This is a genomic window from Psychrobacter sp. WY6, assembly GCF_018448495.1.
In the GTDB taxonomy this organism is placed as follows: domain Bacteria; phylum Pseudomonadota; class Gammaproteobacteria; order Pseudomonadales; family Moraxellaceae; genus Psychrobacter.
On record NZ_CP049902.1, the window covers coordinates 2,051,667 to 2,066,099 of the forward strand.

Here is a 14,433-nt window from a genome sequence, read left to right on the forward strand (position 1 = left end):
GACCTCACTTGGGTGCGAGTGCGCGTAGCTCAATGAGTCCAGCATGACGCTTAGCAATGTTATCAATAAGTTTTTGGGTCACTTGCGCATAGCTTAAGGCTTCGCCAGTTTGTTCATCTGACTCTTTTTGCATAGCCACAAAGTCGGATAACCGTAACATTTGCATCCCCGCATAGCCGCACGGATTAATCGCATTAAATGCGGACAATTCACAATTTAAATTAAGCGCGATACCGTGATAGCTAAATCCATGTTTAATTTTGAAGCCTAACGATGCCATTTTTCCAAGCATCATTTTATCATCGATGGAGGTACTGTTGGCTAGTGTATCGGTATTGTCACTGTCATCCGCTAAAGATGTATCAGCATATAGATAAACACCGGGTGCATCACGGCGCGCATGGGCGCTAATGGCTGTCGTGTCTGATGAAGCATTTTGCAAGCAGTCATTAATGACGTCTTCGATTGCTTGCTCGGCATGCGAGACCAAGTTGCGCACACTCCAGCCCAAGCTATTCAAATCGAACAACCAATAAATAACCAGCTGCCCGTGACCATGCCATGTCACTTGACCGCCGCGATCCGTTTTTATAATAGGCGTATTGGTACGTTGCAAGATGTGCTCTTCTTTACCTGCTTGCCCTAAAGTATAGACATCATTGTGATCGACAATCCATAACTCGTCAGGTGTGCGCAGTCCTTGCTGTTTTTTTAAGTCAATACGCGCAAGTGTACGTGCTAGCATCCCATCGAGAGTGGGAACGTAATCGGCTGTTTTAGAGATTTGCTGATCAGTGTGTCATTAAGCTGTTGCGTGGTGTTTTGCATGAGAGTCGCAGTCTTATTGTGGTCTGGTTCGAAGAGGTGTATCACTGATATTCAGTCGTGATATCGATAGTGAGTGTAGCAGTTTTTGCGATTGGCACCCAAGATTATCTCTGGTTACGCTGTAAAATTCAACAATCAAAACACTGATAAATGCCCTAACGGAGTAGCCATAATAAGCAAAATTTCTCATTGCTTAATATGAAATTTCTAGCATTGTGATGCGTGTTTCTAGACACTTATTTCATACAGACGCAGTAGTCAACTTAATGTGCTGTTCATTGATTCGTTGATGCGCTACATTAAAGTGCAATGAATGGAATCGCATTACTTATATTCAGGGGTGACCATCAATGTAACCCGCTGATTAGGGCGTGTCCTCAATTCAATCGATTGCTTTCTAAATGGGCTAAATTTTGCCAAACATCGTCAAATAGCTTCTTAATATCTCGATATTATTTGCGCTACTTTCCTTGTTTGACGGCAATTTATCTCATGTTTATCACCATTTTTAAAATGAGGACAAGCCCTAGAAATACAGAGTCTCTAACCCAATATAATATATTGACTCCAACGCAGATGACAAGGAAGATAAATGACAGATAATAATCAAAACATGAATGAGCAGACCTCAATCGACACGGATATGTTGCAGCAACCAGTGCCAAAATCGCCTAGTATTGCTAATACGGTTGATGAGATGCGAGCGCAATTTTCACGCTTACAAACACTCAGTCGCACGCAGCCAATCAATGACTGGGCCACCCGTGAAACCCAACTAGACAGTCTAGAGGTTATGCTTAGCGATAACCAAGCCAGTTTCGCCAAAGCGATCAGTGCCGACTTTGGTTATCGTAGCGAATCAGAGACCCAGTTCGCTGAGTTGTTTCCTAGCTTTACTGGTATCAGTCATGCCAAAAAGCACGGTAAAAAATGGATGAAAGTTCAGCGGGCTTCTATTTCAGCGCTGTATATGCCAGCTCATAATGAAATCCAGCCTCAGCCATTGGGCGTGGTTGGTATCATGGTGCCTTGGAACTATCCGCTATTTTTAGCAGTAGGACCGATGATTGATGCACTCACTGCTGGCAACAGAGTTATGATCAAGATGAGTGAAGCGGCACCGCAGTTCGCCCAAGCATTTGCCAGTGCGATTGCTCGTTATTTTTCACCAGACATGATTTGTGTCGTATTGGGTGAGGTAGACATTGCGGTTGCTTTTAGTGAGCTGCCTTTTGATCATCTGCTTTATACGGGCTCTACAGCTGTGGGCAAAAAAGTTATGGCGGCGGCGGCTCCTAACTTAACACCCGTCACGCTCGAGCTGGGCGGTAAATCACCGTCGTCGTCGTGTTAGAGGGTGCAAACTTAGAAAACGCTGTCAATCGTGTGATGATGGGCAAAACACTAAATGCGGGTCAGACTTGTATCGCCCCTGATTATGTACTGATTCAGCGCCAATATCATGAAGAGTTTATCCGTTTAGCAAAAGAGTGGATGGAAAAGCACTATCCAAATATTGAGACCAATCCAGATTACTCACGTATTATCAATGGCGAGCAATTTAAGCGTGTCAAAGGCTATCTAGATGCATTATCGAGCGATGGGATCCATAAGCTTACTGATGCTGAGTCTAATATCGAAACGCGTCTAATGCCGCCTGTCATCGTGAGTGAGCCTGCCCCTGATAGTGATGTGATGCAGGACGAGATTTTTGCGCCGATTTTGCCATTGATGCATTACGATACGCTGATGATGCCATACATTTTGTCAACGAGCGACCACGCCCACTGGCGTTATACGTTTTTGGTGATAACTATAACGCCCTAGAGAAAGTACGTAACAATACGGTCTCTGGTGGCCTATGTATTAATGAAGTGCTGATACATGTTGCCCAGCATGATTTACCGTTTGGCGGGGTTGGTGACTCAGGAACGGGGGCTTACCATGGTAAAGCGGGATTCGAGCGTCTTAGCCATATGAAACCAGTATTTGTACAATCCAAGTTGAATGGGTTGAATTTGTTGTTGCCACCTTATGGCGGGTTGTTTAAAAAGCCATGGCAATGTTTTTAAAATAACAAATGCTAAAGCGAGCAAAGTTGACATAGCTTTCTTTCAAGTAAACAAAAATACTTAATCATTGTGAGCAATCATACAAGCAACATTAAAAAATAGCATCTATCTCAATAGGTGCTATTTTTTTGTATAAAAGTAAGCGATAAAAAATTAATGAGCATTTGTCATCTTGTCTATAAATCGCTACACTTTGTAGTAAGCCTAAACGATAGTAGTATTAGTTTTAGATGAAGACGTTGCCTAGTCTTCAACGACTGAATGAGTCACAAGCAGTACACGCTTGGCGTAAAGCAATAATGTTATTGACTTGGGCGTTCATTTCCATAATAAAAATTATAAATAGGACATCTTATGCGCCAATGGATTGCGTTAAGTTTACTATGCATGAGTGCGTTGTTACTGCCAGTATCGGCATCAGCAGCCTGCGAATCACCAATCAAATTTGGCGCTCTGACATGGGAGAGCGGTCAGTTTATCTCTGGGGTGCTTAAGTACATCGCTGAAAATGGCTATGATTGTACAATTGAAGAGGTGCCGGGTGCTGGTCCTGCACTCGAAACGGCATTGTCACAAAACGACATTCAAGTGATTGGGGAGCAGTGGGTTGGACGCTCGCCAATCATGGAACAAGCCATCGAGCAGAATAAAGTGGCAGTCATCGGTGATACGCTCAAAGGCGGCGCAACTCAAGGTTGGTATGTACCCAAATATGTATTAGAAGAAAACCCAGGTCTACGCAGTTATCAAGATTTGCCTAAATATGCTGAGCTGTTTAAAGATCCTGAAGACCCTAGCAAATCACGCTTTATGAATTGTCCGTCTGGTTGGACGTGTGAGATTTTCAATACTCGCTTGCTGAAGAATACAGGTTTGGACAGTATCTTTAATAATGCCCATCCCGGCACTGGGGCAGCGCTCGACGCTGAGATTGCCTCTGCTTTTGAGCAACATAAGCCACTACTGTTTTATTACTGGCAGCCTACGGGCTTGATGGCAAAATATGACTTTGCGCCATTAGAGTTCCCTGCCCATGATGACGCTTGTTGGCAAGATTTGTTACGAGCGGATGGCACCGCCGATTGTGTGTCTGGCTTCCCTGTCTCACCTTTAGGTATCGCAGTATCTACCCCCTTTATTGAATCCAATCCAGAGCTTGCTGATGTCTTTAAAAAAGTTCAGTTTAGCTCCGATGAGCTCAATGGTGCTATCTTGGAGATGAGTGAAAATAAACGCAGTGGCGATGAGCAAGCACTAGCATTTTTGCGTAAATATCCGAGCGTCTGGCAAGCATGGTTGTCTGATGAAGCAGCCAGTAACCTTGCGGCTAAGCTAGGCATCAGCTTAACGGGCGAGGCTATCACTTCAGATGCAACCGTCTCTAGCACTAATCGAGCGACCTCATTATCGAGCTTTCCTTCTTGGTCACTTGAGACGCCGCTTAATAATACATTAGCAAGCGTTGTCCAAAATTATGGCGATGTGTTTCGTACTGTCAGTACCATGGCGTTAACCTATCTATTGCTACCGATTGAGCGTCTATTAACCACTATGCCGCCTTGGCTTATCATTGCGCTTGTGAGCGTATTGGCATGGTTTGGTGTCCGTAAAATCTGGTTTGCACTGGCATGCGGCGCAGGACTTTTTCTCATTGGTGCATTTGGACTATGGGGCGCATTGATTGATACCTTGGCACTGCTCATCGTATCAGTGTTGGTGACCGTCGTGATTGGTATTCCTATAGGCATTGCTATGTCGGGCAGTAAAATTCTTCGAAGGTTGTGACGCCAATACTGGATGTGATGCAGACCATGCCAAGTTTTGTCTATTTGATACCCGTATTAATGTTATTTGGGATTGGCAAAGTGCCTGCGTTATTTGCCACTATTATTTATGCCTTGCCACCACTGATTCGGCTGACGACATTGGGGATTACCCAAGTCAATCATGAGATGGTCGAAGCAGGGCGCTCGTTCGGTAGCACACACTTGCAGCTGCTCATTTGGATTAAATTGCCGCAAGCATTACCCAGTATTATGGCGGGCGTGAATCAAGCGGTGATGATGTCGCTCTCTATGGTGGTGCTCGCGTCTATGATTGGCGCACCGGGGCTTGGTGAAGATGTGTTGCAATCGATTCAAACGCTTAATATCGGTCAGGGCTTGCAAGCAGGTACGGCGATTGTCATCGTTGCCATTATCATTGACCGTATCACCCAAGCGTTCGGTCAAGGCAAGCGTGCTCGGCAAAAAACCATCGATGCTGGCAGGCATCCCATTGGTTAATTATCAGTGCCCTGGTCGAATGTTCAACACGCCCTAATCATAATGATAACTAGAAAAATAAAAATGAGAGCCATCATGAATCATATTCAATTGGAAAATATCAGCAAGATTTATAATGCCAATAGCTCGCAAGCAAAGTCTGCATTGGCATTACTAGCAGAAGGTATGGATAGTATTCAGGTAAAGGAACAAACAGGCTATTCGGTCGGGCTTTATGACATCAATTTAAGCGTTAAAGCAGGTGAGCTGCATTGTATTATGGGCTTGTCAGGTTCAGGAAAATCAACCTTGATACGCCATATCAATCGTTTGATTGACCCAACCAGCGGTAAAATATGGGTTGATACTTCTATTAATGCTAAGCCGTCTACTATTGCTAAGCCCTCCACTAATGCCAAACCCTCTGCTGATGTATTAGAAAATGGAAGATCATCGTCTGCTATTAATATTTTAGAGCTAAATGATAAAGCGCTACAGCATTATCGCCAGCAGACACTCAGTATGGTTTTTCAGCATTTTGGTTTGGTGCCACATATGACGGTGCTGCAAAACGTCGCTTACGGCTTGCGAGTGCGAAAAATGAGTATCAAAGAACGCCACGAGGTTGCTCGGCATTGGCTTAATGAAGTTGGGCTAGCAAATTTGGAGAAAAGTTACCCTGATGAGCTGTCAGGAGGGATGCAGCAGCGAGTAGGGCTTGCGCGTGCCTTAGCAACCGACAATCAAATATTGCTGATGGACGAGGCTTTCTCTGCCCTTGATCCCCTTATTCGTGCCCAATTACAAGACCAACTACTTGAGCTACAAGCACGGCTAAACAAAACCATCGTCTTTATCACTCATGATCGATGAAGCGATTAAGGTCGGTCAGCGGATTAGTATTTTAAATGGCGGGCGTTTGGTACAAACGGATACACCCAGTGAATTACGCCACAACCCAGCTGATGAGTATGTGGCGCAATTTATGCGTGCCAAAATTTAATTTAAAAATAATACGACGTTTTTTTAAATGCTGTTTTATAAATTACACCTGCAAAATGATAGATTTCTGTCTATATCATATTCTTACACTGGTGTTAAAAAAGTGTAGCAACCCCTTAGTTACTATTAAAGTAAACTCCATCATCGATGTATACTATTAAGATACTCTAATAGTGTATTAGCTTTGCTAAAATCTTGATTTATCCACTCTCATTGATTACGTAAGAAGATCATGAGCGAGCATAAAAACTCAGTTTATGATCGTAAGACTTCGTAAAAAGGACCTCGCATGCCGCATAAGAAAATTCGCCATAATGATCATAGTCATACTAATAAGTTAGCGACAGACTCACCATGTGATTCATCACGTTGGCTAAAAAACATTAGTGCCGTTGGTGTCACGACAGTACTGAGTGCTGGCATATTGGTCGCTTGTGGACAAATGAGTAGTGCGGAGAGCAATGCAAGTAGCACGACTAAATCAGCCAAGCAAAACAGTGGAGTGACTAGCTCACGTGACATGCTGCCTTCCGATATGCTTGGACAAATGCGAGCGCTGCCGCAATTGACAAAAGGCTTAGGTGACACGGGCAGCAGTCATTGACCCTAATAAACCGACATTGATTAAATTTGGGCAAGCTGGTGCCCATTATGTTTGGGTACGTTGGCAGAAACCGAAGAATGGCGCACCGATCCCAAGTTCGCTGATTTAAATGTCGTGACTGTTGTCAGTCCCGGTCATCTAAACGAAAAAGCCGATAGCGACTTTAGCACTTGGTATGCAGGCGTCCAAGCAGACTATCCAAAGCTACCAGTATTGTCTGACGCTTCAGGCGAGCTGATTAATAAACTTGGTGTGCAAGTTTATCCAAGCTGGGCGATACTCGATAAAAGCGGCAACTTGGTGCATTTGGTGAAAGGCAATATATCGGCAGAGCAAGCCTATGCCCTTGCTGAAAATGCCAATAATGATTTTGCTGAGCTTAAAGCAGGGAGTGCTAAACCAGCAAACGCGCAAACCTTAGACAACAACAGCAAGATTGAAACCATCAAACAAAAAGAGGGCGTTTATTATAACGATAAAGGCAAAGCGATTAATACGCGCTCAATCTACTTGGCGGGCGGCTGCTTTTGGGGCGTAGAAGCTTACATGGAGCGCGTCGAGGGTGTGGTCGACGCTGTATCAGGCTATGCCAACGGTGATACCGCCAATCCAAGTTACGAGCAAGTGATTCGTGGTTCAGGTCATGCCGAAGCCGTCAAAGTCACTTACGATGCGGATAAAACAGACCTTGATACTATCTTAAAATACTACTTCCGCGTGATAGATCCAACCAGCCTCAACAAACAAGGCAATGATCACGGTGTGCAGTACCGCTCAGGCGTTTATTACACCGATAAAGAAGATAAAGCAGTGATTGATGCTGCCCTCCAACGTGTGCAAAGCCAGTATAAACAAAAAATTGTAGTAGAAAATGAGCCGCTAGACAATTTCTACTTAGCTGAAATGTACCATCAGGATTATCTGGCAAAAAATCCAAACGGCTATTGTCATGTTGATTTAAGCCTTGCCGATGATAAACCAGAAGGTACTGCGCGTACCAAGCTTGCACCTGTAAGTACCGTTGCTGAGACTTTAAATCCTAAGCGTTACGCAGGATTTGATAAAGGCGCGCTCAAAAACACCTTGACCAAAGCACAATACAATATCACGCAAGATGCCGGTACTGAGCGCGCCTTTAGCCATGAATATGATAATTTATTTGCGCCGGGTATCTATGTTGTCGATGTGGTGAGCGGTGAGCCTTTATTTTTATCAACTGATAAATACCAATCTGGCTGTGGTTGGCCAAGCTTTACCAAGCCGATTGACATGCAAGTCATTACCCAGCATGAAGACACCGCTTTTAATATGGTACGCACTGAAGTTCGCTCGCGAGTAGCAGACTCACATCTGGGTCATGTATTCCCTGATGGGCCAAAAGATCGTGGCGGGCTGCGCTATTGTATCAATGGCGGGGCGCTACAGTTTATTCCAGTCGATGTGATGCCGCAGTCAGGCTATGCGCCATTAGTGAAGTTGGTTAAGCCTGCAAAACCTTAATTATTAATACTGATAATCGACTTTATATAGAGACGTTAAGATAATTCTTAGCGTCTTTTTTATGATTGATGCCTTGAGCATAATTACTATCACAGCATGATGGTTCGTTTTATTATCGTTGTATTTTTGCTGTTATAGCCGTTGAATTATGAAAAACCAACCAAACTTCGTTATACTCAAAAGCTGAGCGTTTTCTATTATTAATACTTTTATCATCTAGCGCCGTAAAACCACGTCCTTCTAGGGCGTGGATATCAGGCGTCAACCGTTGTCACCTAAGATTGAACATACCTTGATAACCAAATACATTGAGATCATAATTACCCCATGAAAACGCTCAAACTACGCATCAAAGACAAACATGCCACTCAGCTAAATATCTTAGCGGGGTCGGTTAACTTTGTCTGGAATTACGTCAATGAGCTAAGTTTTAAACACCTCAAGCGTACTGGTCAATTCTTTTCGGCTTATGATTTGGCTACACCAAAGGTGCGGGTGAATATCTAAACCTACACAGCCAAACCTTACAAGCAGTGACCGAAACCCATGCCAAGGCTCGTAAACAGTTTAAAAAAGCCAAACTCAACTGGCGCACCAATAATCCTAAAGCCAAACGTAGTTCTCTTGGTTGGATTCCGTTTAAAAAGACCGCTATTAAGCATATCAGCACCCGCCAAAGTGGTAAAAAGTGTCTAAAAAGCACCCTGCAATTCAGCTTAGCTAAAGGTAAAAAACTCACTATTGACCTATGGGACAGCTATAACTTAGCGCTCTACACCATCAATACTTGCGAATTGGTACAGGACCATCGCGGTCACTGGTACGTCTGTGTGACGGTTAAAGAATTTCCAAAAACAGCGTGTGGCACTGGTCAAGTCGGTATCGATTTAGGTTGCAAAGATTCAGCAGTCAGTAGTGATGGCGACAAACTACAAACCAAAGTCACTCATCAATATGCTGAAAAACTGGCCATTGCTCAAAGAGCTAAGAATAAAAAGCGGGTCAAGGCCATTCACGCCAAGATTAAAAATACCCGTCAAGACCTTATTCATAAATTCACATCAAAGCTTGTCAAAGCCAACAGCCTAATTGTTGTTGGTAAAATAAAATCAACATCATTCACTAAGGGCAAACTTGCCAAATCCGTCTATGACGCAGGTTGGTTTGAAATTAAGCGGCAACTGGATTATAAATGCGCGAACGCAGGTTGCCACTATATCGAAGTGAATGAAGCGTACACCACCCAAACCTGCTCGTGTTGCGGCTCTCGCCAAGACAGTCCGAAAGGTAGATCAGCGCTTGGTATAAGAGTATGGTTTTGTCGTTCTTGTAAAACGACCCATAACAGAGATGTTAATGGAGCAAAAAACATTCTCGCGGTCGGGCTTGGCCGTCTTTAGTAGGAATCCCCCTCCTTTGAGGGCGGGGAGGAAGTCAAAGTTATGTATACCTATTTCGTCGCTGGATTTGTTTGGCGGCTTTTCATTTTTGTATTTAAGGCTGTAACATGACCGTTACTCATACCTCTAAACCTTTCGAACCTATTATTACCTCTTTACTCGATAATGATTTATATAAATTTACGATGCTGCAAGCCATGCTGCATCAGTTTCCACAGACACATGGTGTGTATCGCTTTCGCTGCCGTAATAATAAAGACACGCTGTATCCATTGGCTGATATTAAAGATGATCTAGAGCAGCAGTTAGACTTTATGTGAATTACGATTTTTAGAGGATGAACTAGAGTACTTACGTGGTTTGCGCTTTATGCGCTCAGACTTCGTTGACTATCTAGAATTGTTTAAGTTGAAACGTCGTTTTATTACCGTCAGTACGGATGATAAAGGTCGCTTATTTATCGATATCGAAGGACCGATGATTCAAGCGATGTTCTTTGAAGTGTTTGTACTCGCCATCGTTAATGAGCTGTATTTTGATGCGCTATCGAATGCCAGTGTGATTGAAGAAGGGCAGCGCAGATTGGATGAAAAAGTCACATTGTTGCATCAATATGCGACAGAGCAGGCAAAATGTGATGCTAATACCCCGCCATTAATTATCGCTGATTTTGGTACTCGTAGACGTTTTAGCAAAGCTTGGCAAGCCCATGTGGTTGAGACTTTGCATAAAGCGGAACCAAAAATAGTGAGCGGTACTTCCAACGTGTATTTAGCAAAAAAGCTGGGAATGACGCCAATCGGTACGATGGCACATGAATTTATGCAGGCATTTCAGGCTTTGGATGTGCGTTTACGTGATTCACAAAAAGCGGCGCTTGAAGCGTGGGTGCATGAGTATCGAGGCGATTTGGGTATTGCGCTGACCGATGTCGTTGGGATGGATGCGTTTTTACGTGACTTTGATTTGTATTTCGCTAAGCTGTTTGATGGTTTACGTCACGATAGCGGTGACCCGTATATCTGGGGTGATAAGGCGATTGCTCATTATAAAAATCTTAAAATAGACCCAAGAACCAAGATTTTAACCTTTAGTGATGGCTTAGATTTGGATAAAGCTTGGGATTTACATCAGTATTTTAAAGGTCAAATAAAGACCAGCTTTGGTATTGGTACCAACCTCACCAATGATATGGGTATCACCCCGATAAATATTGTCTTAAAATTGGTGGAATGCAATGGGCAGCCAGTCGCTAAACTGTCAGACAGTCCAGGCAAGACCATGATTAATAACGACACGTATCTTGCCTATTTGCGCCAAGTATTTGAAGTCGACGAGCCTGAATAGAATTGACTTAACTTAACTGTCGCTATTCTCTGTTTTATCTTCTTCTTCAGCAAAAGCGGCATCTAGTGCTTGCTGTACCGCATTGATACGGGTTTCGCAAACGCGATAAGCAGCAATCGACTCTTCAACAGTCGTCATCAGTATCAATATCTGGCTCATCTTGTTGCTGTAATTCAGCGGCATTGGTTTTTAGAATATCATAAGCCGCTTTAAAGGTTTTTGGGGCGGCTTTTTTGCGTTTGCGAGTAGGGGTTGTCATAAGGTTTCCTAATTTTAAAATAAAGTCTTTGATTAAGTTGAATCGACGGTAGGTTGTACTTCTTATTTATTAATATTTACGTCAATAATCTGTGCTTTTGCTTTACCGTTTTAAGAGAATGTGCACCGTTTGTTCTGGATGGAGCTGCGTACCGCTGGTCAGTATTTGCTTGTCTTTTGCATCAGTAAGCATGGTATAGCCTTGCTTGAGCACCCGAGAAGGACGGTGCAGGAGCACAATATCACGCAGATGTTCGCTATCACGCTGTGCTTGTATTAACTGCTGCTGTGCGGAATGCATAATCGTTTTTTGGTTATTTTGACTGGCGCTAGCAGCCACTGTTAACTGCTGATAGGCAGCCGCTTGAGTCTGTGTGCGTAGCTCGCTGGTGAGTCTGGCGGCTTGCTTGACTTGGCGCTGAGCGCTTTGCTGAATACTACGCCACGCATAATCACTGTCTTTTTGCAGAGCGGTTAATTGACCAATTGTTTGTGATTGTATTTGGCTCAACTGGCGTGTCGTTTGTTGTGCAGCGGTGCTTAATTGACGCTGAGCAGCTTGTTTTATTTGCGCTTGGTATTGCAGCGTTTGAGTGACGAGCTGGGCTAAATGCGTCATGATAGCGGCAATCACCTTTGATGGGGTATCAAAGCTAGTATGCGCGACTTCATCTAAGATCACTTTATCACGCTCGTGACCAATGCCAACCCAGACAGGGATAGGCTGCTCGGCAACCAATGCTGCCAATTCATAATCATTTAGATAGGCTAAATCACCGACCGCACCGCCGCCACGAATAATGACTAATAAGTCTGGCAGGTGCTTATAAGTATCAAAAAACTGCTGGGCGTTAACGATTGCTTGGCGGATCTCGCTTGGCGCATGATTACCCTGAAAGGTCGCATTATGATAATGGAAATGACAGGCACCTGTGCGCGCTAAGCGATCAGCGTCGGCTTGAAAATCGCCTAATCCAGCGGCTTTTTCAGGGGCAATGACCAGCACATGCTCAATATCAAATGGAACAGGCAGCTGTTGATTCAGGTTTAATAAGCCTTCTCCCGTCAAGCGGTCGACCATCTCTGCATACTGCCGCGCCAAGTCGCCTAACGTGTAGCTAGGGTCAATATCTTCAATAGTGAGAGAGAAGCCATATTGCGCATGGAAGCCTGCGGATACTTTGAGCAATACTGTCAAATCACGATCAAGGGGCATGCCAGTTGCGCGCTCAAATTTTGCTAAGACGCGTGCTGCTTTAAAGCGCCAAAGATTGCCGCGGCAACTAGCAATGACCTTACCGTCATCTTTTTCTGCCAATTCAAAGTAATAATGCCCGCCTTTACTAGATAGATTGCGAATCTCTGCTTTTACCCATACACGGTGGTTAAAGGTCTGTTTGATAACCATATCAACGGCTGATAAATAGTCACTCAACCGCAGAACGGTATCTTCTAAATTGACTTCTATATTGTTTTCTTGCTCAGCTAACTCGGCTTCCAAGGTCGCTAAATCTTTAGCAGGCGCTAATACCTTAGCTGGTTTCATATTTGACAGGTTGGGTTTGCGCATAATAATAGACCAAAAGTGAGGGAGCTTAAAAACGAGCTGTTTATAGAATAAGAGTCATAAAAAATCAGAAAGGATAGTTTACCCCAAAAGCGAGCACACAAAAGAGAAGCCAACCAGTCAGCGACTAATATATTCTTATCGCTGATTGGTTCGCTAAATACTTTGTTAAATAACAAGATACTTTATTAAATAACGAGCCGCCAAATAAGTGCTTTATGAAATAATAATTATTTTATTGGCAACGAAAGTTGATTTTATACTCGTAATCGTCATCACGTGATAAGTTCGGCGAGCCCGTACCAAGGATCGTACCGAGGACGGCACTGGCTTGCCCAATCATCCGACCGGTATTTTCATCTAAAATACCGTTATAAGTGACTTTGTCATCGACGATAATAACTTGCTTACCTCTGCAAGTCTTTTGTGCGCTGTCTATCGCATTTTGCTGTGCTTTTACTTTGCTATCGGCGATGCCAGTCGTCTCATAAATAGAGTTTGCACGCTGGATAACTGGTGATGAAGGCGTAGTTTGGCAAGCACTTAGGGCGAGTGCTGCCGCCAAAGTAGCAGTCAGTGCAGCGGTTTTATTAATAGTATTCATAAACGATTCCTAATGTCTGTCAGTCATATATAAAGTTGAATATCACAGCAAAGTTGAGGATACGCCATGCACGTATCCGTCCATAGGTGGCTCAACAACTATGATGAATCTACCCTATTCGGCTCTGGGGTGTCTAGTCGGTTATTGTGTGCGGTATTGCAGAGACCGCACATATTCATCATATATTCATAGGCGACGTTTACTTATGATGAGCGAAAATGAAAATAAGCGGTACTATGACACAGCAAATCACTTGAAATATAAACCATATCTAGGATAATTGACCTATTCATTTTTAATCAATAAGTAATTTTATGCCATTAATTCCTGCTCCTGCTGGCGTGCTCGAAGTCGACGCGCTTTGGCAACAAGATAATCCTAACAATCCAAATACCGATACAGTGGCGTTACTGTGTCATCCCAATCCGTTATTCGACGGCACGATGAATAATAAAGTGGTAACGACGATGTATCGCTTTGCTCGTGATAATGGTATGCACGTGGTACGCTTTAACTTTCGCGGTGTCGGGCAGTCGACTGGCGAGCACGATTATGCGGATGGTGAAGTCGTAGATGCAATGACCGTGCTACAATGGATTGCAGAGCAAACCAATGCGCGCAAGTTATGGTTGGGTGGTTTTTCTTTTGGCGGTTATGTGACAGCACGGGTGGCTGAGCAGGTACTTGAAGCCCCTCATATTTGGGGGCTAGGCGATTTTGAGATTACTAAAATCGCCCTTATTGCTCCATCCGTTGAAAAAAATAACAGCAGTGATATAAGCTTGCCAGCCGATAAAACTTTTGAGATTTATGGCAATGCTGATGAAGTGATTGACCCTGATAATATGCAAGCATTTGCGGAGCGATTAGGAATTGCTGTCAGCGTTGTAGAGGGCGCAGGGCACTTTTTTCATGGACGTCTGTCAGAGTTGAAAGGCTTATTAGAAAAGCATACCTTTGGTAGCGACGCTTAGTTGTTACCTAGTA

At 43.7% G+C, this 14,433-nt stretch carries 6 protein-coding genes and 7 pseudogenes; 9 read left to right on the forward strand and 4 right to left on the reverse strand.

Features of this window, described 5'->3' with window-relative positions; all coding sequences use genetic code 11:
- Positions 1–4: 4 nt before the first annotated feature.
- Positions 5–828, reverse strand: a pseudogene (gene lipB, locus G7Y90_RS10250) (lipoyl(octanoyl) transferase LipB).
- Positions 829–1,420: 592 nt separating this feature from the next.
- Between lipB and G7Y90_RS10255 the strand changes: the two are divergent.
- From G7Y90_RS10255 to pncB, 8 genes and pseudogenes are all read left to right on the forward strand, one after another.
- Positions 1,421–2,182, forward strand: a complete 762-nt coding sequence (locus tag G7Y90_RS10255; protein ID WP_250162329.1) for an aldehyde dehydrogenase family protein — start codon at positions 1,421–1,423, stop codon at positions 2,180–2,182.
- A 38-nt stretch (positions 2,183–2,220) separates the two neighbouring features.
- Positions 2,221–2,900, forward strand: a pseudogene (locus G7Y90_RS10260) (aldehyde dehydrogenase family protein).
- Positions 2,901–3,254: 354 nt separating this feature from the next.
- Positions 3,255–4,685, forward strand: a complete 1,431-nt coding sequence (locus G7Y90_RS10265; RefSeq protein WP_250162330.1) for a glycine betaine ABC transporter substrate-binding protein — start codon at positions 3,255–3,257, stop codon at positions 4,683–4,685.
- Positions 4,682–5,185 (forward strand): ABC transporter permease, encoded by a 504-nt coding sequence (locus G7Y90_RS10270; RefSeq protein ID WP_250162331.1) that lies wholly within the window; start codon positions 4,682–4,684, stop codon positions 5,183–5,185. Before G7Y90_RS10265 ends, G7Y90_RS10270 begins: the two co-directional genes overlap by 4 nt.
- Before the next feature lie 75 nt (positions 5,186–5,260).
- Positions 5,261–6,167, forward strand: a pseudogene (locus G7Y90_RS10275) (ATP-binding cassette domain-containing protein).
- A 288-nt stretch (positions 6,168–6,455) separates the two neighbouring features.
- Positions 6,456–8,270, forward strand: a pseudogene (gene msrAB / locus G7Y90_RS10285) (bifunctional peptide-methionine (S)-S-oxide reductase MsrA/peptide-methionine (R)-S-oxide reductase MsrB).
- A 327-nt stretch (positions 8,271–8,597) separates the two neighbouring features.
- Positions 8,598–9,690 (forward strand): annotated as a pseudogene (locus G7Y90_RS10290) (RNA-guided endonuclease InsQ/TnpB family protein).
- An 87-nt stretch (positions 9,691–9,777) separates the two neighbouring features.
- Positions 9,778–11,017 (forward strand): annotated as a pseudogene (gene pncB, locus G7Y90_RS10295) (nicotinate phosphoribosyltransferase).
- Positions 11,018–11,029: 12 nt separating this feature from the next.
- Here the strand turns inward: pncB and xseB are convergent.
- From xseB to G7Y90_RS10310, 3 genes and pseudogenes are all read right to left on the reverse strand, one after another.
- Positions 11,030–11,276 (reverse strand): annotated as a pseudogene (xseB, locus tag G7Y90_RS10300) (exodeoxyribonuclease VII small subunit).
- A 102-nt stretch (positions 11,277–11,378) separates the two neighbouring features.
- A complete protein-coding gene (gene xseA, locus G7Y90_RS10305; RefSeq protein WP_250162334.1) occupies positions 11,379–12,821 on the reverse strand; it encodes an exodeoxyribonuclease VII large subunit in 1,443 nt (480 codons plus the stop codon).
- Between the two features lie 256 nt (positions 12,822–13,077).
- Complete coding sequence (locus G7Y90_RS10310) at positions 13,078–13,446, reverse strand: hypothetical protein (protein ID WP_045446124.1); 369 nt, start codon at positions 13,444–13,446, stop codon at positions 13,078–13,080.
- 314 nt (positions 13,447–13,760) lie between these two features.
- On the opposite strand from G7Y90_RS10310, the gene G7Y90_RS10315 reads away from it, so the two are divergent.
- A complete protein-coding gene (locus tag G7Y90_RS10315; RefSeq protein WP_087815651.1) occupies positions 13,761–14,420 on the forward strand; it encodes an alpha/beta hydrolase in 660 nt (219 codons plus the stop codon).
- Positions 14,421–14,433: the final 13 nt, after the last annotated feature.